The organism is Jeotgalibacillus terrae, assembly GCF_016908195.1.
In the GTDB taxonomy this organism is placed as follows: Bacteria; Bacillota; Bacilli; order Bacillales; family Jeotgalibacillaceae; genus Jeotgalibacillus; species Jeotgalibacillus terrae.
Genome location: NZ_JAFBDK010000002.1, coordinates 204,325 through 226,609, shown reverse-complemented (window position 1 = coordinate 226,609; position 22,285 = coordinate 204,325). Strand labels below are relative to the sequence as shown.

General features: G+C 46.6%; 23 protein-coding genes. 19 read left to right on the top strand and 4 right to left on the bottom strand.

The window, feature by feature from the left end; all coding sequences use genetic code 11:
* Positions 1 to 70: 70 nt before the first annotated feature.
* The 9 genes from atpF to spoIID all read left to right on the top strand — a co-directional run bounded on the left by atpF (position 71) and on the right by spoIID (position 9,459).
* Positions 71 to 589, top strand: a complete 519-nt coding sequence (atpF, locus tag JOD21_RS02930) for a F0F1 ATP synthase subunit B (protein WP_204728165.1) — start codon at positions 71 to 73, stop codon at positions 587 to 589.
* Positions 586 to 1,122, top strand: coding sequence for a F0F1 ATP synthase subunit delta (locus JOD21_RS02925; protein ID WP_204728164.1), 537 nt, complete (start codon positions 586 to 588; stop codon positions 1,120 to 1,122). Before atpF ends, JOD21_RS02925 begins: the two co-directional genes overlap by 4 nt.
* A gap of 26 nt (positions 1,123 to 1,148) precedes the next feature.
* Positions 1,149 to 2,657, top strand: coding sequence for a F0F1 ATP synthase subunit alpha (gene atpA / locus JOD21_RS02920; protein ID WP_204728163.1), 1,509 nt, complete (start codon positions 1,149 to 1,151; stop codon positions 2,655 to 2,657).
* Between the two features lie 39 nt (positions 2,658 to 2,696).
* The gene (locus JOD21_RS02915) at positions 2,697 to 3,560 is read left to right on the top strand and encodes a F0F1 ATP synthase subunit gamma (RefSeq protein ID WP_204728162.1); all 864 of its coding nucleotides are present in this window, start codon (positions 2,697 to 2,699) and stop codon (positions 3,558 to 3,560) included.
* A gap of 268 nt (positions 3,561 to 3,828) precedes the next feature.
* On the top strand, positions 3,829 to 5,238 hold the full coding sequence (gene atpD / locus JOD21_RS02910; RefSeq protein ID WP_204728161.1) for a F0F1 ATP synthase subunit beta: 1,410 nt from the start codon (positions 3,829 to 3,831) through the stop codon (positions 5,236 to 5,238).
* A 22-nt stretch (positions 5,239 to 5,260) separates the two neighbouring features.
* Positions 5,261 to 5,665 (top strand): F0F1 ATP synthase subunit epsilon, encoded by a 405-nt coding sequence (locus JOD21_RS02905; protein ID WP_204728160.1) that lies wholly within the window; start codon positions 5,261 to 5,263, stop codon positions 5,663 to 5,665.
* A 195-nt stretch (positions 5,666 to 5,860) separates the two neighbouring features.
* Complete coding sequence (locus tag JOD21_RS02900; RefSeq protein ID WP_204728159.1) at positions 5,861 to 6,091, top strand: DUF1146 family protein; 231 nt, start codon at positions 5,861 to 5,863, stop codon at positions 6,089 to 6,091.
* 457 nt (positions 6,092 to 6,548) lie between these two features.
* Positions 6,549 to 7,859 carry a UDP-N-acetylglucosamine 1-carboxyvinyltransferase gene (murA, locus tag JOD21_RS02895; protein ID WP_204728158.1) on the top strand — a complete coding sequence of 437 codons (1,311 nt, stop codon included), beginning with the start codon at positions 6,549 to 6,551 and terminating at the stop codon, positions 7,857 to 7,859.
* Positions 7,860 to 8,475: 616 nt separating this feature from the next.
* Complete coding sequence (gene spoIID / locus JOD21_RS02890; RefSeq protein WP_204728157.1) at positions 8,476 to 9,459, top strand: stage II sporulation protein D; 984 nt, start codon at positions 8,476 to 8,478, stop codon at positions 9,457 to 9,459.
* 188 nt (positions 9,460 to 9,647) lie between these two features.
* Here spoIID and JOD21_RS02885 read toward each other — a convergent pair whose 3' ends face one another.
* A complete protein-coding gene (locus JOD21_RS02885) occupies positions 9,648 to 10,082 on the bottom strand; it encodes a VanZ family protein (RefSeq protein ID WP_204728156.1) in 435 nt (144 codons plus the stop codon).
* Positions 10,083 to 10,205: 123 nt separating this feature from the next.
* On the opposite strand from JOD21_RS02885, the gene JOD21_RS02880 reads away from it, so the two are divergent.
* The 9 genes from JOD21_RS02880 to JOD21_RS02840 all read left to right on the top strand — a co-directional run bounded on the left by JOD21_RS02880 (position 10,206) and on the right by JOD21_RS02840 (position 16,441).
* A complete protein-coding gene (locus JOD21_RS02880; RefSeq protein WP_204728155.1) occupies positions 10,206 to 10,892 on the top strand; it encodes a M23 family metallopeptidase in 687 nt (228 codons plus the stop codon).
* 63 nt (positions 10,893 to 10,955) lie between these two features.
* Positions 10,956 to 11,219, top strand: coding sequence for a sporulation transcriptional regulator SpoIIID (gene spoIIID / locus JOD21_RS02875; protein ID WP_204728154.1), 264 nt, complete (start codon positions 10,956 to 10,958; stop codon positions 11,217 to 11,219).
* A 273-nt stretch (positions 11,220 to 11,492) separates the two neighbouring features.
* Positions 11,493 to 12,494 (top strand): rod shape-determining protein, encoded by a 1,002-nt coding sequence (gene mreB / locus JOD21_RS02870; protein WP_204728153.1) that lies wholly within the window; start codon positions 11,493 to 11,495, stop codon positions 12,492 to 12,494.
* Positions 12,495 to 12,610: 116 nt separating this feature from the next.
* Positions 12,611 to 13,450 (top strand): flagellar hook-basal body protein, encoded by an 840-nt coding sequence (locus JOD21_RS02865; RefSeq protein ID WP_204728152.1) that lies wholly within the window; start codon positions 12,611 to 12,613, stop codon positions 13,448 to 13,450.
* 12 nt (positions 13,451 to 13,462) lie between these two features.
* The gene (locus JOD21_RS02860) at positions 13,463 to 14,299 is read left to right on the top strand and encodes a flagellar hook-basal body protein (protein WP_204728151.1); all 837 of its coding nucleotides are present in this window, start codon (positions 13,463 to 13,465) and stop codon (positions 14,297 to 14,299) included.
* 15 nt (positions 14,300 to 14,314) lie between these two features.
* Positions 14,315 to 14,569 carry a DNA-directed RNA polymerase subunit beta gene (locus JOD21_RS02855; RefSeq protein WP_204728150.1) on the top strand — a complete coding sequence of 85 codons (255 nt, stop codon included), beginning with the start codon at positions 14,315 to 14,317 and terminating at the stop codon, positions 14,567 to 14,569.
* Between the two features lie 16 nt (positions 14,570 to 14,585).
* Positions 14,586 to 15,008: a 3-hydroxyacyl-ACP dehydratase FabZ gene (fabZ, locus tag JOD21_RS02850; RefSeq protein ID WP_204728149.1), complete on the top strand. Its 423-nt coding sequence runs from the start codon at positions 14,586 to 14,588 to the stop codon at positions 15,006 to 15,008.
* 463 nt (positions 15,009 to 15,471) lie between these two features.
* The gene (locus JOD21_RS02845; protein ID WP_204728148.1) at positions 15,472 to 15,816 is read left to right on the top strand and encodes a hypothetical protein; all 345 of its coding nucleotides are present in this window, start codon (positions 15,472 to 15,474) and stop codon (positions 15,814 to 15,816) included.
* A gap of 241 nt (positions 15,817 to 16,057) precedes the next feature.
* Positions 16,058 to 16,441 carry a hypothetical protein gene (locus JOD21_RS02840; RefSeq protein ID WP_204728147.1) on the top strand — a complete coding sequence of 128 codons (384 nt, stop codon included), beginning with the start codon at positions 16,058 to 16,060 and terminating at the stop codon, positions 16,439 to 16,441.
* A gap of 187 nt (positions 16,442 to 16,628) precedes the next feature.
* On the opposite strand, the gene JOD21_RS02835 is transcribed toward JOD21_RS02840, so the two are convergent.
* Positions 16,629 to 17,054 carry a YwpF family protein gene (locus JOD21_RS02835; RefSeq protein WP_204728146.1) on the bottom strand — a complete coding sequence of 142 codons (426 nt, stop codon included), beginning with the start codon at positions 17,052 to 17,054 and terminating at the stop codon, positions 16,629 to 16,631.
* Between the two features lie 240 nt (positions 17,055 to 17,294).
* Between JOD21_RS02835 and JOD21_RS02830 the strand changes: the two genes are divergently transcribed.
* Complete coding sequence (locus JOD21_RS02830) at positions 17,295 to 17,702, top strand: single-stranded DNA-binding protein (protein ID WP_204728145.1); 408 nt, start codon at positions 17,295 to 17,297, stop codon at positions 17,700 to 17,702.
* 156 nt (positions 17,703 to 17,858) lie between these two features.
* Here JOD21_RS02830 and JOD21_RS02825 read toward each other — a convergent pair whose 3' ends face one another.
* The gene (locus JOD21_RS02825; RefSeq protein ID WP_204728144.1) at positions 17,859 to 20,651 is read right to left on the bottom strand and encodes a DEAD/DEAH box helicase; all 2,793 of its coding nucleotides are present in this window, start codon (positions 20,649 to 20,651) and stop codon (positions 17,859 to 17,861) included.
* Complete coding sequence (locus JOD21_RS02820; RefSeq protein WP_204728143.1) at positions 20,638 to 22,176, bottom strand: SWIM zinc finger family protein; 1,539 nt, start codon at positions 22,174 to 22,176, stop codon at positions 20,638 to 20,640. The genes JOD21_RS02825 and JOD21_RS02820 overlap by 14 nt, the downstream gene beginning before the upstream one ends.
* Positions 22,177 to 22,285: the final 109 nt, after the last annotated feature.

Genomic DNA, 22,285 nt, shown 5'->3' with positions numbered 1-22,285 from the left:
AATCAACGGACATCTTAATTTATATGAAACTTTCCGTATTTGACTGACTTCTGAAGGGAGTGAAACGAGCGTGTTCACACTTGATGCATTTGTACTTGGGGCCGGCGGCTTCAGTGAAGGAGACATCCTTTTCCAATTAGCGATGTTCCTTATACTACTATTTTTACTCAAGAAATTCGCATGGGGTCCATTAATGGGCATCATGAAACAGCGTGAAGACCATATCGCAGGCGAAATCGAAGCGGCTGAAAGAAGCCGTACAGAAGCGAAGCAGCAGCTTGAAGAGCAGCGCCAGCTTTTGAAAGAAGCTCGTCAGGATGCGCAGGAACTGATTGAAAACGCCCGCAAACAGGGTGATGCACAGCGTGAAGAAATTATTCTTGCAGCGCGTGCAGAATCAGAGCGTATGAAAGAAGCGACACTTCGCGAGATCGAAACAGAGAAAGACCAGGCAGTTGCAGCACTTCGCGAGCAGGTTGCTACACTATCAGTACTTGTTGCTTCTAAAGTAATTGAAAAAGAACTGACAGTTGAAGAGCAGCAGCAGCTGATCAACGAAACAATTGCAAAGGCAGGGGATCTGCGATGAGCAAATCAACTGCAGCAGCGCGTTACGCTCAGGCACTTTTTGAGCTTGCAGTAAAGAATGGCCAGACAGATCAGATTGAAGAAGATCTTCGCACAGTTCGCGAAGTGTTTGTAAAAACGCCTGAACTGACGCAGATTCTTAAGTCTCCTAAATGGTCAAAGACACAGAAAAAGCAGCTGATCTCAACATCTTTCAGCGGCATTTCACAGCACGTGCTGAACACGATGTATATTCTGGTTGACCGCCGTCGTAACAATGAGATGGTCGAGCTTGCAGATGAATACATTAACCGTGCACTTGATGCACGCGGTACAGCCGTTGCACACGTATCATCAGCAACAAAACTATCAGACGCAGATAAAGAAGCAATCTCTGCTTCATTTGCTCCGAAAGTCGGAAAGCAGCGTCTTGACATTCATAATCACGTAGACTCAGCACTTCTTGGCGGCATTCGCATCCGCATTGGGAACCGTATTTTTGACGGCACCCTTCGCAATAAGCTAAATCGCCTTGAACGTGAACTGAAACGATAAGATCCACGAAATGAGGGGTGACATTCATGAGCATCAAAGCTGAAGAAATCAGTGCGCTGATTAAACAGCAGATTGAAAACTATCAATCGGATATCGAAGTAACGGAGGTTGGTACTGTTATCGAAATTGGTGACGGTATCGCACGTGCTCATGGCCTTGATAACGTAATGGCTGGAGAGCTTGTTGAGTTCTCTAACGGCGTTATGGGTATGGCGCAAAACCTTGAGCAGAACAATGTCGGTATCATTATCCTTGGACCATACCGCGACATTAAAGAAGGCGACGAAGTTCGCCGTACAGGCCGTATCATGGAAGTTCCTGTTGGTGAGGAACTGATTGGCCGCGTAGTAAACCCGCTTGGACAGCCAGTTGATGGACTTGGTCCAATCAACACGTCTAAAGCACGTCCAATCGAAAGCCCGGCACCAGGCGTAATGGCACGTAAGTCAGTACACGAGCCGCTTCAGACTGGTATCAAAGCGATCGATGCACTAGTTCCAATCGGCCGTGGCCAGCGTGAGCTGATCATCGGTGACCGTCAGACTGGTAAAACATCTGTCGCAATCGATACAATCCTGAACCAGAAGGACCAGGATATGATTTGTATCTACGTTGCGATCGGACAGAAAGAATCAACAGTACGTGGTACAGTTGAAACGCTTCGTAAGCACGGAGCACTTGATTACTCAATCGTTGTAACGGCATCAGCATCACAGCCTGCTCCACTATTATTCCTTGCACCTTATACAGGAGTAACAATGGGTGAAGAATTCATGCTTAACGGCAAGCACGTGCTTGTTGTATATGATGACTTAACAAAACAGGCATCTGCATACCGTGAACTTTCACTACTATTACGCCGTCCTCCAGGTCGTGAAGCATATCCTGGTGACGTATTCTACCTTCACAGCCGCCTTCTTGAGCGTGCAGCGAAGCTGAATGAAACATTGGGCTCAGGTTCAATCACAGCCCTACCATTCGTTGAAACACAGGCAGGGGATATCTCAGCTTACATTCCAACGAACGTAATCTCAATCACTGATGGACAGATCTTCCTTCAGTCAGATCTATTCTTCTCGGGTGTACGTCCTGCGATTAACGCCGGTCTTTCAGTATCCCGTGTTGGTGGATCTGCACAGATCAAAGCGATGAAGAAGGTATCCGGTACACTGCGTCTTGACCTTGCAGCATACCGTGAGCTTGAAGCATTCGCGCAGTTCGGTTCTGACCTTGATAAAGCAACTCAGGCAAAACTGAACCGTGGTGCACGTACTGTTGAAGTACTGAAGCAGGACCTGAACAAGCCGCTTAAAGTAGAAAAACAGGTAATGATCCTTTACTCATTAACTAAAGGACACCTTGATGATATCCCAGTAGAAGATATTCGCCGTTTCGAAAACGAATTCCTAAGCTGGATGGATCAAAACCACAAAGAACTGCTGGATCACATCCGCACAACGCAAGGTCTGCCTGAAGACAGTGATATGGAAGCAGCAATCAACGGATTCAAAAAGACTTTTGCTAAAAGCGAATAATTAAACCGGCAATTCAACTTTAAAGGGTGGTGAGAACCAGTGGCATCGTTACGCGATATTAAAAACAGAATCACGTCGACGAAAAAGACAAGTCAGATCACAAAAGCAATGGAGATGGTATCCGCATCCAAACTGTCCCGTGCAGAGGATAACGCGAAATCATTCAACCCTTACATGAATAAAATTCAGGAAGTGGTTGCTTCCATTGCAACAGGCGCGAAAGACGCATCACACCCGATGCTGAGCACACGCCCGGTGAAAAAGACAGCTTATCTCGTCATCACATCTGACAGAGGACTTGCAGGAGCTTATAACTCCAACGTAATCCGTTCAGCAATGAATGCGATCAACAGCCGTCACTCAAGCAAAGATGAGTATGTCATCCTTGCAGTCGGACGTGTAGGACGTGACTTCTTTGCTAAAAAAGGCATGAATATCATCGATAGCATCATTGGGTTACCCGACCAGCCAAGCTTTGCTGATATTAAAGAAATTACGGGGAAAGCAGTGGGTATGTATGCAGATGAAGCTTTTGACGAGCTTTACATGTACTACAACCACTTCGTCAGCGCAATTTCACAGGAAGTAACAGAGAAGAAGGTTCTCCCTCTGACAGATGTAGCAGCTGAAACAGGCAGCATGACATCTTATGAGTTTGAACCGTCACCTGAAGCAATCCTTGAAGTGCTTTTACCACAATATGCAGAAAGCCTGATCTACGGCGCACTGCTTGACGGAAAAGCAAGTGAACACGCTGCCCGTATGACAGCAATGAAGAGTGCAACGGACAACGCCAAAGAGCTTATCGATTCACTATCATTATCATACAACCGTGCCCGCCAGGCCGCGATCACTCAGGAAATCACCGAAATCGTCGGCGGCGCCGCGGCGTTAGAAGACTAATCTACTTCCAGCACTGACTGTTTGTAAGACAGCTCAGTCGGGATAGTATGAAGACTTACCCAGAGAGTTGACCGGAGAGAAGGGCGACGACTCCAGCGGGATAAGAGGGAAAGGTGAGACCCCGCAAGGCGAAGCCTGAGGAGGCTCACCGCCCTCCCCGCGGAAAGCGTTCGCCCTGAACGGAGGTCAATCTCTCGTTATGAAAGACACATTAAGTTTAGCCGGGCTTTCCCGCTCGGCTTCCATAAGCAAGCTAGGAGGGAAAATGATGAATAAAGGACGCGTTTTACAGGTCATGGGTCCAGTTGTTGACATTAAGTTTGACAATGGCCAACTGCCTGACATTTATAACGCTCTAACAGTAGCATCAGGCTCAGCAGAAGCAGATGTACTAACGTTAGAAGTAGCGCTTCACCTTGGTGATGATGCTGTTCGTACCATTGCGATGTCCTCCACAGACGGCATTCAGCGTGGAGCAGAAGTAACGGACCTTGGTTCGCCAATCACTGTTCCTGTTGGAGATGCGACACTTGGACGCGTATTCAACGTACTTGGAGAAGCGATTGACCTTGCAGGAGATGTAGATGCAAGCGTTCAGCGTGACCCAATTCACCGTACAGCACCAACATTCGAACAACTTTCAACTGACACAGAAATCCTTGAGACTGGAATCAAAGTAGTAGACCTGCTTGCTCCATATATCAAGGGTGGTAAAATCGGTCTCTTCGGAGGAGCCGGTGTTGGTAAAACCGTACTGATTCAGGAACTGATCAACAACATCGCACAAGAGCACGGCGGTATCTCGGTATTCGCCGGTGTTGGAGAGCGTACTCGTGAAGGAAATGACCTTTTCCACGAGATGACAGATTCAGGCGTTATCAAGAAAACAGCGATGGTATTCGGTCAGATGAACGAGCCGCCGGGTGCGCGTATGCGTGTTGCCCTGTCAGGTCTGACAATGGCAGAATTCTTCCGTGATGAGCAGGGACAGGACGTACTTCTGTTCATCGATAATATCTTCCGTTTCACGCAGGCAGGTTCTGAGGTATCAGCACTACTTGGCCGTATGCCATCAGCCGTTGGTTACCAGCCGACACTTGCAACTGAAATGGGTCAGCTTCAAGAGCGTATCACGTCGACAAATGTTGGTTCAGTAACATCGATCCAGGCGATCTACGTACCTGCCGATGACTATACTGACCCTGCACCGGCGACAACATTCGCCCACCTTGATGCAACAACAAACCTTGAGCGTAAGCTTTCTGAAATGGGTATCTACCCAGCCGTTGACCCGCTTGCTTCAACATCACGCGCACTTTCTCCTGAGATCGTTGGAGAAGAGCACTACAGTGTAGCACGTGAAGTTCAGCAGACGCTTCAGCGTTACAAAGAGCTTCAGGATATCATTGCCATCCTTGGTATGGATGAGCTTCAGGAAGAAGACAAGATGATCGTTGGACGCGCACGTCGTATCCAGTTCTTCCTGTCACAAAACTTCCACGTAGCAGAACAGTTTACAGGTCAGAAAGGTTCTTATGTTCCTGTTAAAGAAACAATTGCAGGATTCAAAGACATTCTTGCCGGTAAATACGACCACCTTCCAGAAGATGCATTCCGTCTTGTAGGACGCATTGAAGAAGTACTTGAATCTGCTAAGAAGATGGGCGTAGAAGTATAATTAGGGACCAGGAGGGAAAAAAATGAAGACCGTTAACGTCAATATCGTTACTCCCGATGGCCCTGTGTACGAGTCTGCTGTAGAAATGGTGAGCACAAAAGCTCAGAGTGGGGAGCTCGGCATTTTAGCAGGGCATATCCCAATGGTTGCACCGCTTGAGATCGGTGCGGTCCGTCTGAAAAAAGAAGGACGTACAGATCTTGTTGCAGTAACCGGAGGCTTCCTGGAAGTCCGCCCTGAGCAGGTGACAATCTTAGCACAGGCTGCAGAGCCGGCAACTGAGATTGATATCGACCGTGCAAAAGAAGCCAAGCAGCGGGCAGAGAGCCTTCTGCAGGCCAAACAGGACAACGTTGACTTCAAACGCGCAGAACTTGCACTTCGCCGTGCAATGAACCGCATTGATGTATACGAAAACAGAATGTAACTGATTCAACCGGCACCCTCCCCGGAATGGCTTCTATGCCAGGCCGGTACAGGGGCCGGTTTTTTATTAGTTCAGTTTCTTTCAAGAGGACTGACATCATACTTTATGAGCATTTTCACAAACTACGGACACATTCTCATGGAAATCCGAGAATAGTTTGATAGAATGTCAAGGTTGGCAGAAAGGAGTCGGGACATGGCGGAATTTGGACAGCATGCATTACTCAGCATGTTCATACATTTAATCTTTATCGGACTGACATTCTGGTCCATGCAGGCACTTCGTTTTGACAAAGCGATCCGGCCAAACCGGGTACTTCAGGCAAGGGTCCTGTTCATTCTAGTCAGTATTGCAATCGGATCAACAGTAGCAAATTTCTTCTTATCTTATACAACATGGTCACAACAATTGCCATTACTTTTTTAGACACAATATAGACATAATGTAAAGGTTTTCATATATAGAAAACTCACTTTTTTCAATAAATGTGAATTTTTTCGCTACCAAATAAGGAAGAAATGGTTTAACTTTAGAATGTTGTGGAATAGTCAAGCATATGCCCATCAAACCTACGGGGGCTATCTTGAACTCTTCATATATAAGAGAACGAAGAAATTGTATAAAGGCTGTCGAATTAGCCGATATAAAAAATATGGCATGTGAAATAAATGTCAAATTGCCATGAATCATGACTTTCTTCTCTTGTATTAAAGAGTTTTAGAATGATACGATTTGTAATGTTTTAGTTTTTTAAAAGTTTACTTGTATCTGAGACAATTATTGAATGTAGCCAATTGCGCGATTGAAGAGGATGATATCACTTCAGTCACTAACGTTGAATATGAATAGTATTATGAGAATGAAGACGCGGAGGGGAACTCACTTGGAAAAAATCATCGTACGCGGCGGTAACAAGCTGCAAGGTTCAGTCAAAGTGGAAGGTGCTAAAAACGCAGTTCTTCCAATTTTAGCAGCAGCACTATTAGCAGGCAAAGGTAAAAGCACTTTACTTGAAGTCCCTGCACTATCAGATGTATCAACCATCAATCAGGTACTGACACATCTAAATGCTGAGGTTAGTTATTCAAAGGAAGAAAACAAACTGATCGTGGACGCAAGCAGCGATCTTGCACCGGAAGCACCATTTGAATATGTACGTAAGATGCGTGCATCAGTACAGGTTATGGGACCACTACTTGCAAGAAATGGTCATGCAAGAGTGGCACTTCCAGGAGGCTGTGCAATCGGTTCAAGACCAATTGACCTTCACCTGAAAGGGTTCGAAGCGATGGGTGCTGAAGTAAATGTTGGTAACGGCTTTATTGAAGCAAAAACAGACGGACGTCTGAAAGGCGCAAAAATCTATCTGGACTTCCCGAGTGTAGGTGCCACTGAAAACATCATGGCAGCAGCAACACTTGCAGAAGGTACAACAGTCATTGAGAACTGTGCAAAAGAACCTGAAATCGTAGATATGGCAAACTATATGAACAAAATGGGTGCTAAAATCAAAGGTGCAGGTACAGATACAATCCGAATTGAAGGTGTGGAAGAGCTTCACGGCGCAGAACACACAATTATTCCAGACCGTATTGAAGCAGGCACATTCATGATCGCAGCAGCAATCACTGAAGGTAACGTACTGATCGAAAACGCAGTACCTGAACATTCAGCATCAGTCATTGCAAAGCTGAAGGAAATGGGCGTTACTGTCATCGAGGAAAACGAAGGCGTACGTGTCATCGGACATGGTGACCTGAAGTCAGTCGATATCAAAACAATGCCACATCCTGGATTCCCGACAGATATGCAGTCACAGATGATGGCGCTTATGCTGACGGCTAACGGAACTGGCGTTATTACTGAAACAGTATTTGAAAACCGCTTCATGCACGTTGAAGAATTCCGCCGCATGAATGCGAATGTAAAAATCGAAGGACGTTCAACAATTATGAACGGACCAAGCGATCTGCAGGGAGCAGAAGTTGCAGCAACTGACCTTAGAGCAGGCGCAGCACTTATCCTCGCAGGACTTGTAGCAGACGGTTACACACAGGTAACTGAACTAAAACACCTTGACCGCGGCTACGTGAACTTCCACAAAAAGCTTGTGGCACTTGGTGCAAATGTAGAACGTGTAAGTGAAGAGACAGAAGCTAGAGCAGAAGCAGCTGCAACAGCAGTGCGCGTATAATTTTACTGAACTCATACTTCTTATTCTTATACATCACGAACTTCTAACTAATTATACGTTTATAAAAGCAGTATACACACGCAGAGGCGTAGGTATACTGCTTTTTTTCGTTTTTTGGGAAGAGTGGCTGGATCGGGGTTGCCGCCGCAACCGCTTATGGCCTAACTACATCTGCGGGTGCATACACGACATTTGCGGCTGTATATACTGCAATCAACCCGGGCGTATCGTGCAGATACGGAGGAAAATACAACAGCCACTGGCTAAAACACTGCAACCGCGCTCGCCCCACAACGAAACCGCCCTGAATGCCCTTCGGAAACAAGCCTTTAGTTTCTCAAAAGCATCACGAGGGCGGGTTGCTGTGTTCAAAAGGTGCGGTCACGACCTTCGCCGCTGCTGATACGACCTTCGCGAGCTGGTATACGACCGCCAACCCGGGTGTATCCGACCTTCATGCGGCATGATACGACCTTCACTAGCGAACATGCGACGTTCGGCAGCATGCACGAAAACCTGAAGACCCGGGACAGTCCCCCATCTTCACTCCCCACCTGGTCTACACTCACACTTACACACATATACTTCCTCATAACCTATGTCTGGAGGGGTGAGGATGCACCAGCGGATCAAGTTGTTTTTAGTTGTGGCAGTGATTTTTATTATTTTATTCGCCATCCCTGCACTGATTGTTTCTCCTGAAGATGAGCAGAGGACGCCTTTGCCTGAGAAGGTGGAGCCTGCGGAAGCGGAGGAGAGTGCCGCTAAGCTGGCTGTTCCTGTGTTGAGGCACAGCGGTGAGGTGGAGGAGATTGACCTTGAAGAGTATGTAACAGGCGTTGTCGCAAGTGAGATGCCTGCATCTTTTGAAAAAGAGGCACTAAAAGCGCAGGCACTTGCTGCACGAACCTATGTAACACGATTTCTTTCACATAATGAAGGGCCGATTACTGATACGACAACCCACCAGGTATTTAAAAGTAAAGATGAATTAAAAGAGATTTGGAAAGATGAATATGACTGGAAGATCCGTGTCATTGAAGAAGCAGTGTATGAAACAAAGGGTGAAATTTTAACATTTGAAGGCAAACCGATTACTGCAGCCTTCTTTTCAACAAGTAATGGCTGGACGGAAAATGCAAAAGATTACTGGGAGGAAGATGTGCCTTACTTAGCGTCTGTTGAAAGTAAATGGGATGAGCAGGCAGCGCCGGGCTTCCATCATGAAGTCACAATGCCGATTAGTGAATTTGAGCAAAAACTCGGGATCACGTTAGCTGAAGGGGAACAGGGCAGTATTCTTGAACGCACCCCTGGTAACCGGATTAAAACGGTTGAAATTGCGGGAAAGACATTTAGCGGAAGGGAGATCCGTGAAACGCTGGACTTGCGCTCGACTGATTTTGAATGGGTGCTGCAGGGTGATCAGGTGGTTATCAAAACGAAGGGTTACGGGCATGGCGTCGGGATGAGCCAGTACGGGGCGAATGGGATGGCGCTTGCAGGCAGTACGTATAAAGAGATTGTGCAGCATTACTTCAGCGGCGTTGAACTGAGTTCAATTGACCAGGCAGTGCCTGCGCTGCTGGTTAAAAGATAAAAAGAAGCATTCCGCGGTTGCGGGATGCTTCTTTTTGAGGTCCACACGGGGGGAACGCAGCCGATACGACATCAGGATCATAGAATAGCTACTTTCCTGGCAGCGATTGCTACAAGTTCCCGGGTGTATCGCTACCGCCCCAGCAAAGATTGCTGCATTCTGAGCCCGAGCACGCGCCTAAAACAGCTTCACCCTGCAAAATAACGTTCCACCTTCACAAACCACTTTCTCAACCTGCTATCTCTTTTAACAAAATAAAGACGCTGAATAGCGAGGTATACAAACACGACGCCAATGATATCTTTCACGGCGTCTATGATCGTCGCTGAGCGGTAGGGGACGAATGCCTGATGGATTTCATCAACAAAGCCGTAGAAAGCCGCAAACACGGCTGCAAGGGTATGTGTAGCCACTGTGAGCTTGCCGTGGATAAGTAGTGCAAGAATAAATAAGAAATGAAGAATACCAAATTCGATTAAGTGCAGAGATTCTTTTAACAAACGGTCAAATGACCCGGATGGCAGATCGACTACTGCATTGTGGGGAAGGCTTGAGAGCACCCACACCAGGATCATATACATAAGAGGCAGAGCGGTAATCAGCAATTTAAGCCATTTGATCATAGAGAAGAATCCTTTCATAGACGTATACTAACGGGATTGTATCATGCAGGTGCAAGTCTTGAAGAAAAAAATTGTGACAATGTATAGAATTTCCTCTAAGCGTTCAAAATGAGTGCTGAGGTGATGAAAATGATTAAGGGAGACAAAAATCAATCTACCCTGTCAGAAAGTGTTAAGAAGTTTTTCAGAAAGCGCTGGGCTGCACCGGCTCTTTATATGGGCTGTGCTGTGCTCGCGGTTGGCTCTGTATTTTTTATTCAGAGTCAGAAAGATTCAGAAGTAGCAGAACTGTCAACGGAAAATGAATACGTTTATCAGGAAGATGCCAGAGATTATACTTATGCACCTGAAGAAGCGACAGAAGTCAACCAGCCGGCAGAAACGCTGAGTCTGCCTGTAGCTGATCAGGATGCGGTCACTGTCCACAAACCGTTTTACGATCAGTCTGCTGACGCTGCTGAACAGCAGGAGGCACTGGTCGTAGTGAACCAGACATATTATCCGAATCTGGGTGTAGATCTGGTACAAAATGGTGAGCCTTTTGAAGTGACAGCGGCAATGAGCGGAAAAGTTACGCTTGTTGAAGAGGATCCGTTTATCGGAAATGCTGTGGAAATTGAACATGATGGATATGTAACGCGCTATCAGGCAATTGATGATATCGCAGTCGCTGAAGGGGAAGAAGTGAGACAGGGCCAGGTCATTGCACAGTCCGGTGTCAGTGAACTCAACCCTGAAGCAGGCCTTCATGTTCACTTTGAAGTATTAAAAGACGGTCAGCCGGTCGACCCGGTCTCAATTACGCAATAATAGGTATATCATAACCGTCTGCCGGCATATAATGCACAAACGGACCCACAGGAGGCCGGCAACGTGCATGAGTATATCAGAGAGAGAACAATCTCGGCTGGCAGGCATATCGTAGAGACAGAAGAGACGGTCCGCTCAATCGCAAAAATTTTTGGGGTATCTAAAAGTACAGTGCATAAAGACTTAACCGAGCGCCTGCCAAAACTGGATCCTGCGCTCGCAGACGAAGTAAAATCGATTCTTCATTACCATAAAGCGATCCGACATCTAAGGGGCGGAGAAGCCACTAAAGCCAAATACGAAAAGCAGCAGCAATCAATCAACTGAAAAAAGAGGAGGCCGTGAATCAAACGTTTGTTTGGTTCATGACCTCCTCTTTTAGTTGTGGTAATATATACTTATTGGTCTATGGCGCGTAGAAGAGGGTCTGACCCGGCTCTACAAACATAAACAATATCTTATCCTTAAGCTAAAAACCCGGGGGACAGACCTCGATAAACACCTAAAAACTGGTCCGTTTAAACCGATATAATGTAAGGATATCAATTAACGAAAAATAAAACGTAATTTACCAGTGACCGAAGGGAGTCAAACAATCAGATGTTTTCTAAAGATATAGGAATTGACCTCGGAACAGCCAACCTGCTGATCCACGTCAAAGGCAAAGGAATCGTACTTAATGAACCATCAGTTGTTGCAATTGATAAAAACACAAACCGCGTACTTGCAGTCGGTGAGGAAGCGCGTAACATGGTCGGCAGAACGCCTGGCAATATCGTTGCCATCCGCCCGCTGAAAGATGGGGTAATTGCTGATTTTGATGTAACCGAAGCTATGTTGAAGCACTTTATTAACAAGCTGAATGTCAAAGGTTTTATGTCAAAGCCGCGGATTCTGATCTGCTGCCCGACAAACATTACAAGCGTTGAGCAAAAAGCAATTCGTGAAGCAGCTGAAAAGAGCGGCGGCAAGCGGATTTTCCTTGAAGAAGAGCCGAAAGTTGCTGCAATTGGCGCAGGCATGGATATTTTCCAGCCAAGCGGTAACATGGTCGTGGACATTGGTGGCGGTACAACAGATGTTGCCGTACTTTCAATGGGTGATATCGTAACATCCCAGTCAATTAAAATGGCCGGTGATCAGTTTGATGCAGATATTTTAAACTATGTAAAAAAAGAATATAAGCTGCTGATCGGTGAAAGAACAGCTGAAGCAATCAAGCTGAATATCGCAACGGTATTTCCGGATTCACGTAATGAAGAAATGGAAATCCGTGGCCGCGATATGGTCAGTGGTCTGCCACGTACGATCACGATTAAATCCGATGAAGTTGAAAAAGCACTGCGCGAATCTGTAGCTGTAATTGTACAGGCTGCTAAAAACGTGCTTGAAAAAACACCGCCAGAGCTGTCAGCAGACATTATTGACCGCGGCGTGATTTTAACAGGAGGCGGCGCACTGCTTCACGGCATTGATCAGCTGCTTGCTGAAGAACTGAAAGTACCTGTATTTGTAGCTGAGAACCCAATGGATTGTGTAGCGATTGGGACAGGCGTGATGCTTGAGAATATCGATAAAATTCCTCAGAGCAAACTGGGCTAATTCATGAGGGGGATTCCAACTTTCAATGCCGAAAGAAGGAATCTCCTTAAAATCAGCTTTTTTAATGTAGAAATTTGGTATAATGAGTCACGGGAATAAATGACGAGGTGAAAAATATGTTCAGAGGTTTCTATACAGTTGCAACCGGAATGCTTGCTCAGCAGAGAAGAACGGAAATGCTGACCAATAATATGTCAAATGTGAATACACCTGGCTTCAAGGCGGACCAGGCTTCGATGAGAGCTTTTCCTGATATGCTGCTCTCAAGTCTCAGCGGATCTGATGTTCCGACACAAAATGGCATGTCATCAGAAAGAATGACACCAGTCGGCGGTTTGAACACAGGTGTATACATGCAGGAGGCTGTCCCATTATTTACACAGGGAGACCTGCGTGAGACAGGTTTGTCAACGGACCTAGCCATTTTACAGGGCGATCTGCCTGTAAATGAGGAAACCGGCGTACCGGGCGCACTCTTTTTCACACTTGAAAATGAAGACGGAGCAGACCGCTACACAAGAAACGGTAACTTCGCACTTGATGCAGAAGGCTTTCTAACAACACCTGCCGGCCATTACGTTCTTGATGAAAATGGTGTGCGAATTGAACTTGAAAACGACCGCTTTGAAGTGACAGATGGCGGTCAGGTCGTACAGAATGGTGAGAATATTGCACGGATCGGTGTAGCCTACTCAGATGACCCGCGTGCACTTGTAAAAGAAGGAGAAGGATTGTTTCGTGCGCCTGAAGGTACAGAATATGCAAGTGCATACGATGTGGCTGATGCGGGCTTTAGCATGGTACAGGGTTCACTCGAACGGTCAAATGTTGACAGTGCCAGAACAATGACAGATCTGATGACAGCTTACCGCTCATTTGAAGCGAACCAGAAAGTTCTGCAGGCATATGACCGCAGTATGGAAAAAGCCGTGAACGAAGTCGGCAGGGTGAACTAAGGGGGTTAAAAAATGATTCGCAACATGGTAACAGCAACGAATACGATGAACCAGCTCCAGCAGCAGCTTGATCTGATTTCAAATAATATCGCAAACTCTGCGACGAACGGTTATAAGCAGACAACAGCTAACTTTAACTCGCTGCTTCATCAGCAGGTGCAAAATCAGCGTGGAGATGATGCGCCAAGAATGACGCCGGATGGACTCAGACTTGGCAACGGTGCAAAGATTTCTCAATCCCAGCTAGTCGGCACGCAGGGATCACTTCAGCGCACAGAGCGCGACCTGGATTTTGCATTTAATACGGAAAACCAGTACTTTAAAGTACTTGTCCAATCACCTGATGGTACATCAGAACAGAATTTCACACGTGACGGTGCGTTTTATCTGACACCGGTTAACGATGATGAATTGATGCTAGTTGATGCGCAGGGCAATGGCCTTTTAAACCAGAATGACGAGCTGATCATGCTTGATGGCCCGGTGGATAATATTCAGCTTGAAGATGACGGCACACTCTTAGTGGAGTCCGGTGGTGTTCAGCAGACTGTTGAAATGGGCATCGTTGATATTCAGCGCCCGCAGCTGATGGACCGCGTATCAAGTGTATACCTTGGGATCCCTGATAATCTGGATGAGCTCGGTGTAGATGCCGGTGAACTTCTTGTTCAGATGGAAGGCGGGCTCAGACAGAATATCGGTCTTGAGCAGGGAGCCCTTGAACAATCAAATGTAGATCTATCAAAAGCATTCACTGAGCTGATTGAAGTTCAGAGAAATTACCAATTTCATTCAAGAGCCGTTTCGATCTCTGATCAGATGTCCGGTCTTGTCAACGGATTGCGTTAAAGGAGTTATTTCATTATGTCTGAAACACGTTCAGAAAATAATCAAAAGCCTAAAGACCAGGAAAATACCTCAAAAACGCCAAAATGGGTACAGGTCCGCCTGTTTCCAATTCTGATCAGAGTTGCACTGATCCTGTTGCTTGCAGGACTCAGTCTTGTAGTCGGACTGATGGTGGGCTACGGTGTAATTGGCGATGGCTCGCCGCAGGATGCCCTGAAGAAGGAAACCTGGACTCATATAATCGATCTCGTTACACAAGATACAGAATAAGCAGGAGGTTTTTCCGATGTTAGACATTCAGCAGATTAAAGAAATTATTCCCCACCGCTACCCATTTTTATTAATTGATAAAGTGGTGGAAATTGAAGAAGGTAAACGCGCAGTTGCCATTAAAAACGTAACAGCGAATGAAGAATTTTTTAATGGTCATTTCCCGGACTATCCGGTTATGCCAGGCGTTTTAATCGTTGAAGCACTTGCACAGACAGGGGCAGTCGCAATGCTGAAGCAGGAAGATTACAGAGGCAAACTCGCTTTCTTTACAGGTATCGACAAATGCCGCTTCAAGCGTCAGGTAAAACCGGGCGATCAGCTCCGTCTTGAAGTCGAGATCGTCCGCATCAAAGGACCAATCGGCAAAGGAAAAGCAACCGCAACCGTTGACGGGGAAGTGGCTTGTGAGACGGAGATCATGTTTGCGATTAAGTAGAAAAGCGTAGGCAGGCGTTTAGGGGCGTACACGTTGGACTGAGGCGTCGGAGATAAAGGTAACACGGTGAACGAAGTGAGCCGATGTTGACTTATCGGGCAGAGTCCGAGGGAAACGTGCTAGCGCCTGAAGCTGTACATTGTGACAGCATACATTCCTTTTTCTAATCAGGCTTCAATTATTTAATGTCATCTCAGGTGAACGGAGTGGAAGGCGGCGACTCCAGCGTGAGTGGCGTGACAGCTGAGACCCCGCAAGGCGAAGCCTGAGGAGGCTCAGCGCACGCCACGCGGAAAGCGCCGCCTGCAGCGAAGTGAACCGGTTACAGAAGCTTAACCAACTTACAGAGGCTGAGACTTACTCGTCCAGCCTCATTTTCATGCCGCAATACATAATCCATCTCTCTCCGGGGAAACTATCGACAGACCGTGAATGGTCAGTTCATAAAAAGGAGAGGGATCAAATGAATAAATACATCAAAATGACAGCAGGCTCACTGCTTGCAGCAGCGCTGATGGTCGGCTGTAACGTAAACGACGGCATGCCGGACAACGATAACGAATCCATGATGGATAACCCCGTCAACGACAATCGCGACAACAATGCGATGGATGGTAACAACGGCGATAACAATAATGCAATGGACGGAAACAATCGTGCAGATGATGACTGGGGCATGGACGGGGACCGCAACAACGACCGGAACACTGACACAGACAAAGATCCAATGCGCGACGAGAACGCCAATGGTGAAGACATCATCGAAGACGATATCGACCGTGAAGACCGCGACAACCGTGACGAGTAATCCTTTCTGCCGGATTTAATCCGGCAGATTGATTTTACATAATATAATCAAGACTTTCTCAGTCCCATTCGCCCTTAATCATGATAAAAGACATACGTTATACCACTGGGATGTATAGATGATTGTGCTTTTAACAGCAATAGGGTAAAATGCACAGAGAGACTTATCACTTCAACGTTGAGCACATCATAGTCATTGGGAAATTATCGGATAGTAAAGAGCTAGGAGGTTCGTTTCTTATATGCTTCAACAATTGCCAACAGGGACTAAAATCAGCATTACCCGTTCAATTAATACTGCATTTGAGCAGTACATGAACGAAATAGATTGGAATGAAGACCGCTTCAACATGGTTGAATTTATGAATGCATGGAGCAAATACATCACAACTCAGGCATCATGGTATGAAAACCTGGAGCCATCCGTCAAAGAAAGCCCGGAATTCCATGAGCAGCTTGCAAATAAAATCAACGAAACGATCGAAAAAGTGCTGGAAGAAGAACCAACACCTGCACAAATCGAGCGCATCGAGCAGCTTCAAATGAGCACAGGTACAGAAATGGACTTCTCATGTAAAGCAGAAGCAAAGTACGTGATCCAGACACTGGAAAGAAAGCTTTCTTAATATATATACAGAAAAAGGACTGTTCAAAAAGTCAGTACAGCTGATTTTTTGAACAGTCCTTTTATTTTGTCCGGTGGGAGTGCCGGTGTTACCGATAAAACTTCTTTTCTAACCCGTAAAAAGCCCGATCTGACCGGAAAACAAATGAATCTGACTTCTCATCCTCAAGCCGTCCACCTGCCCAGACTCACTTCTTAATCCGAGGCTTATCCTTCATCTGCTGCTTAAACTCTGCGAGCAGCTCATCACCTGAAATATCTTTCCGGTCCAATATGTAAGCAAGCAAATCTTCTGCATATTCATTACGCTGATTTCTCATATGGGCACTGAATAACACACTGACCTTATCACCGATCGGCTTTACTTCATGCACACTCGCAAACAGCCCTGCCGGATCATTTTTCTCATTTGAAATGACTGCAAGAATCTCGACATTTTCATCACTTTGCTGAAGCTTTTGGAAATACTCCGTCTCAGCACCATCTAAAAAAGCCTCGAGGATCCACGTCTGGTGTTCATCTTCTTTATTAATAATCAGGCCGTCATGCAGCGTAAAGTTGCGAATGTTGTCTTCTTCCACGACCTGAATTTTCATCAGTTTGAATGTTTTCATTCCGCACAGCCCCTTTAGTCATTGTAACCTGATTATAGCATACAGCATTTTTTTCAAAAAAGTTAAAAAATAAGGGTTAGTTCATTTCCCGGGGAATATTGCAGAATAAAAGGTGAATTTCGCCTAGGGCATTTCGACTTTTTCACACATAAAAATGACATCAAAATAAATATTTCCGTGTTTTACAACAATTTATCCCGCAGCTAAAATGAGAATATCTTCAAAGAAAGGAGGATGGATATGATCAATCAGGTTACGCTAGTCGGGCGGCTGACAAAAGATCCGGAACTGAAAGAGATCGCCGGGAACAGGCAGGTGTTGAACGTCACCATTGCTGTGAACCGGCCATTTAAAAATCAGGCAGGTGAATTTGAAGCCGACTTTATCAGGTGTACAATCTGGAACAGGAATGCACAAAACACACATGCTTATTGTGAAAAAGGGTCATTAGTCGGCGTCGTTGGCAGCATTCAGTCAAGATCATATGAAAGAGAAGATGGCACCAGGCAGTATACGACAGAAGTCCACGTAGACAATGTCAGATTTATGGACCGCAGAAAACAATCCGCAGATCCCGGCCCATTTGAACAGCCGATTCCGCGAAACACCGCTCCACCGCAGGACACTCATTTAGAAACAATCAAATAGCAACACCAGCCGTGGCTCCGCTCCAACAGGCACAAGTATCCTGCAGAGAAAGCAAACCTTCCCCATTGCCGGACCTGCAGGAAGCAAGCCTGCCGCAATCATCCTCATACTTACAAAAAAACCGCCTGACAAAGTCAGACGGTTCTCTTCATATAGCTAATTCAGCACCAGCAGATCTTCAAGCTCCTCATTCGAAAGCTCCGTAATCCACTGATCGCCGCGGATAATATCCTCATTCAGCGATTGCTTCTTCTCAAGCATCTTATCAATCTTTTCTTCAATTGTTCCTGAAGATATAAACTTATGCACATGTACGAAACGGGTCTGGCCGATCCGGTAAGCACGGTCTGTTGCCTGATTTTCAACAGCCGGATTCCACCAGCGGTCATAATGAATCACATGATTTGCAGCTGTCAGCGTCAGGCCTGTTCCGCCGGCTTTGAGACTCAGGATAAACACAGGGAATTCTCTGGCCTGGAACTGCTCAACCAGCTGATCACGCGTTGCTTTTGGCGTAGAGCCGTTTAAAAATGGCACTTTAAACCCGTATTTCTTCTGCAGTACATCCTGAATCATGCGTCCCATCGAGATGTACTGCGTGAAAATAATCGTTCCTTCTTCAGCTTCAAGAATCTGTTCGAGAAGATCCATGAGCTTATCCATTTTCTCGGAACGCGCAACGATGTCAGCCGGTGCGTCTTCCTGGAGATAGAGGGCAGGGTGATCACACAGTTGCTTCAGGCGATTCAGCATCTGAAGAACCATCCCTTTACGCTCAATTCCTGTCAGCTGAGGGATCTTTTCAAGCGTGTCCTGCACAAGCTGTTCATACAGTGAAGCCTGCTCTGAGGTCAGCGGACAGAATTCCTTCTGCTCAATCTTAGAAGGAAGATTCAGACCGACAGCAGGATCCACTTTTGTCCGGCGAAGCAGGAATGGACGTATTCTTTTTTGCAATTTGAGCGTCAGTTCTTCAGATCCGTCACGCTCAATTGGCGCAATGAAATCTTTTCTGAAAGCACCAAGTGAACCAAGGTAGCCGTGATTAATAAAGTCAAAAATCGCCCAAAGCTCAGACAGTCTGTTTTCCATCGGCGTTCCGGTCAGTGCGAGGTGGTGCGCACCGTTCAGACTGCGGATGGCTTTTGACTGCTTGGTGAATGGGTTTTTAATATTCTGCGCTTCATCCAGTGCAACAGCTGCCCACTGGACGGCTGTGAGTTCTTCCTGATCAGCGTGACACAAGCCGTAAGATGTCAGCACGACATCAGCTGTTGCAATCGAAGTCCCGAAAGCTTCATTTTTTGCACGGCCAGGTCCGTAGTGAAGGTGTACATTCAGAGACGGGGCAAAACGTTCGATCTCACGCTGCCAGTTTCCGAGTACAGAAGTCGGGCAGATAATGAGAAATGGCTGCTCAGGTGACTCCGTATCTTTTACATACAGCATATAACTGATCAATTGAATCGTTTTCCCAAGACCCATATCATCAGCCAGGCACGCGCCAAAACGGTTGCTGCGCAGAAAACTCATCCAGCTGAAGCCCTGTTGCTGATAGGGTCTCAGCTCACCATCAAGGGCGTCAGGAGGCGGGAGGAGCGGCACTTTGCCTGCATCATTCAGCTTCTCCATCATTGATTTCATTGAGCGGTTCAGCTCAAATTGAATACGCAAATCATCCGCGCTCTCATCTTCCTCATCATTTAAGTGATCCTCAAGTAAGTCCTGCATACTGATCCCATTCTTTTTCGCAGCCTGCATCGCCTGTTGAATCCGCGCGATCATTGCCGGGTCAAGCGCAACCCATTCACCGTTCAGTTGAATGAACCGGCGCTTTTCCTCGACAAGAGACTGGAATTCATCATCTGAGAGATCCTGTCCATTCACAGAAATCTTCCAGTCATAATCCACAAGGGAATCCAACCCGACAAAGGACGGACGGTAGTTATGATCGCCTTTTACTGCTGCCTTGAGTGAGACATTCGACTTCTGAATCGACTGCCACCATGCAGGAAGCAGAATTTCAACGTCGAGGGCGAGCAGTTTTTCACTGCCTTCCGTTAAAAACAGCCATGCACGTTCTTCAGCCATCTCAAGCTGCCACTGACCATCCTCTTTTAAATACGGAATCAGTTTCACCCAGCGGTCAAGCTCATGGGATATCGCCTGCTCTTCATCCAGCCATCTTTTAGGGAGAGAATCAGTAAGCGGTTTTGAAAGATCCAGATCATACGTCCAGTCAGACCGTCTGCTGTCGCGCAGGAAAGGTTGCATGCGCCAGGGCTGTTCTTCAGATTCAGGCTCTTCAAGACGAAGTCCGAAGCGGTAGGGAAGTTCAAGATCCTTCTGTTCAACCCACATTTTCCACTTCGTCTCATCAAAGTACGCCGCAAGATCTTCAGCCGTCAGCACATGGCCGCTGTTGAACAGACGCGCTGCAAGATTCGAACTTCTCGGGTGATGGTCAAAAAACGAGGTGATTGCATACTCATACCACTCATTCATAAACTTCTTCTGATCAGCATCCGCATGCTCACCGCTGTAGGACATATCTGCCCACTCATCCCAGAACTCCTCACCAAGCTTCATATCAAACGTCTCGCTATCTGACTTATGATTCCACTCAGCAAGCCACTTACCTTCAGTGATCCACTCATATAAAAGGGGAGCGGCATCATACATAAATTCGGACTGCTCTGACAGCGCCCACTGCTTGCGTCCATGAAATTCCGGCTGTGCAAACAGCGTCAACAGCGCCCAGCTGTCGAGCGCAATACTGTCAGCCGGCAGATTACTGAAAGAAGGGAGGGACGTGCCATAAAACGATTCTTTATGCCAAAGCAGCAGCGCATACTGCCAGATCGCAGGGTCAATCATTTCACCATCTTCAGTTAAAACCCTGATCGAAAAATAACCCTGATCAAGCGGCAGTACATCAATCTTTTCCATGAATCAGTTTCCCCCTTTCACATTCTTCTCTGAATGCCCGCAGCCGTCTGTAGCGGTCAAGCAGCTGGTCGAAATACAGGGCAAATCGCGGTTCTTCGTTCATCCCCTGATAGATTTTCTTCAGCTTTTTCAAATAGCGGACAGCTTTCTTGTACGTCTCACGCTGCTTTTTCTGAATCAGACTCTCCACCCATTGGTGAAGCAGGGGAGCTGCAAACTCGGGTTTGCGCTCCATCAGCTTTTTCAATCCTGCTGCTTCAAGTTCTTCAGGGGAGAAGTCAATCCAGTGAACGAGCTCCACCCATTCTTTATATTTTCCCGCATCAAGCAGCACAGCACCGAGGTGCCGCGCACTGTATGGCAGGAGTTTTTCATATAATTTAATCGTCACATCCGGCACATGCAGTCTCAGCTGCTCACCTTCAATTTTATGAATCAGCCATAACGCGAACGAACGCTGGTCTGAATGGTTATCCATACGTGCAAGATAAAGGTCCAGCTTTTTCTGCATCGCTTTTAACACTCTGACAGAACGGTCAATCTCACCTTCGCGCAGCAGCCACTCAAGCCACTGAACCGCATGAGGTACCGCGAGCTCTGTAGAAGCGGCAAACTGTTCTTCAAAATCATCACCATTTCGAAGCAAAGTAAAGATCGTCCCTGCTAAATGGGTTTCATCTGTGACTTCAGCCTGCTTCAAACGCACAGCCTCCTGCTCACGGTCACTGCGTTTTGTAAACAGCTGAAACCACAGCATGGCATAGATTGAAAAGCTCAGCGGATCTTTCTTTTCAAGAAGCGAGGCCGTCTCACGCTTCAGCTCTTTGAAAAAGGGATCAAACGAAAACGGATGAGCATATACAGCAAGATCAACTACAGCCTTCTGCATCGCCTCCATAATCGTCTCCAGCGCACGTGTGATATGAACAGACTCATAGCCCTCAAACGTCTCAGAGAGCTTTCTATGATAGTAAAAAGACACATATAGCATGTATAAAGGAACCCATTCCTTTTCAACCGGTGCATGCTGCTCGAACTTCCGGTAATTCGCCATCATATAGTTTTCAAGCAGATAAGGCTCAGCTTTTATATGATCAACAGGAACGCTGTCAGCTGTCTCCACAGCAATTCTACGCCAGAATTCAGGAGACTTCTGCGCTCTTATAGAAGCATCCTGCTTCTGATTACGCCACGCCTGAATCCACTGACTGACACTCGCATTCTGCTGATAAAACTTAAAAAACACCGCCATCCGGTGACGGCACCAGGGCTCCTCAGGACAGCTGCAGCTGCTTCCCTTATCAGGATTCAGTGAAATCCGCACACTGACACCGTGGACATCGCGCACCTTCGCCTTCAGCATCTGATGATTCGCATCAAATCCCATCTCATACACCGTGCCCTGCCTATATAAAAACAATCCCTTCTGCACAAGACGTTCATCCGTCTGATCAGCAGGAGAAAACTGCCTGAACAGCCGCTGCTCAAGACGCTCCATCCCATCTGCCAGCAATTGCGTTTGCATCCACCATCTCCACCTTTTCGAAAAAAAACGTATCTTTTATTATACCGTACTTTTCGTGAAAAGCGAAGACCCGGGACAGACCCGGGTCTTCGCAGGTTGAACTTTCGTG

Excerpts from the sequence above, each read along its gene's own strand:
- JOD21_RS02925 (WP_204728164.1), top strand. The coding sequence starts at position 586 with ATGAGCAAATCAACTGCAGCAGCGCGTTACGCTCAGGCACTTTTTGAG.
- atpA (WP_204728163.1), top strand. The coding sequence starts at position 1,149 with ATGAGCATCAAAGCTGAAGAAATCAGTGCGCTGATTAAACAGCAGATT.
- atpD (WP_204728161.1), top strand. The coding sequence starts at position 3,829 with ATGAATAAAGGACGCGTTTTACAGGTCATGGGTCCAGTTGTTGACATT.
- JOD21_RS02905 (WP_204728160.1), top strand. The coding sequence starts at position 5,261 with ATGAAGACCGTTAACGTCAATATCGTTACTCCCGATGGCCCTGTGTAC.
- JOD21_RS02900 (WP_204728159.1), top strand. The coding sequence starts at position 5,861 with ATGGCGGAATTTGGACAGCATGCATTACTCAGCATGTTCATACATTTA.
- spoIID (WP_204728157.1), top strand. The coding sequence starts at position 8,476 with ATGCACCAGCGGATCAAGTTGTTTTTAGTTGTGGCAGTGATTTTTATT.
- JOD21_RS02885 (WP_204728156.1), bottom strand. The coding sequence starts at position 10,082 with ATGATCAAATGGCTTAAATTGCTGATTACCGCTCTGCCTCTTATGTAT.
- JOD21_RS02880 (WP_204728155.1), top strand. The coding sequence starts at position 10,206 with ATGAAAATGATTAAGGGAGACAAAAATCAATCTACCCTGTCAGAAAGT.
- mreB (WP_204728153.1), top strand. The coding sequence starts at position 11,493 with ATGTTTTCTAAAGATATAGGAATTGACCTCGGAACAGCCAACCTGCTG.
- JOD21_RS02865 (WP_204728152.1), top strand. The coding sequence starts at position 12,611 with ATGTTCAGAGGTTTCTATACAGTTGCAACCGGAATGCTTGCTCAGCAG.
- JOD21_RS02860 (WP_204728151.1), top strand. The coding sequence starts at position 13,463 with ATGATTCGCAACATGGTAACAGCAACGAATACGATGAACCAGCTCCAG.
- JOD21_RS02855 (WP_204728150.1), top strand. The coding sequence starts at position 14,315 with ATGTCTGAAACACGTTCAGAAAATAATCAAAAGCCTAAAGACCAGGAA.
- fabZ (WP_204728149.1), top strand. The coding sequence starts at position 14,586 with ATGTTAGACATTCAGCAGATTAAAGAAATTATTCCCCACCGCTACCCA.
- JOD21_RS02845 (WP_204728148.1), top strand. The coding sequence starts at position 15,472 with ATGAATAAATACATCAAAATGACAGCAGGCTCACTGCTTGCAGCAGCG.
- JOD21_RS02840 (WP_204728147.1), top strand. The coding sequence starts at position 16,058 with ATGCTTCAACAATTGCCAACAGGGACTAAAATCAGCATTACCCGTTCA.
- JOD21_RS02835 (WP_204728146.1), bottom strand. The coding sequence starts at position 17,054 with ATGAAAACATTCAAACTGATGAAAATTCAGGTCGTGGAAGAAGACAAC.
- JOD21_RS02830 (WP_204728145.1), top strand. The coding sequence starts at position 17,295 with ATGATCAATCAGGTTACGCTAGTCGGGCGGCTGACAAAAGATCCGGAA.
- JOD21_RS02825 (WP_204728144.1), bottom strand. The coding sequence starts at position 20,651 with ATGGAAAAGATTGATGTACTGCCGCTTGATCAGGGTTATTTTTCGATC.
- JOD21_RS02820 (WP_204728143.1), bottom strand. The coding sequence starts at position 22,176 with ATGCAAACGCAATTGCTGGCAGATGGGATGGAGCGTCTTGAGCAGCGG.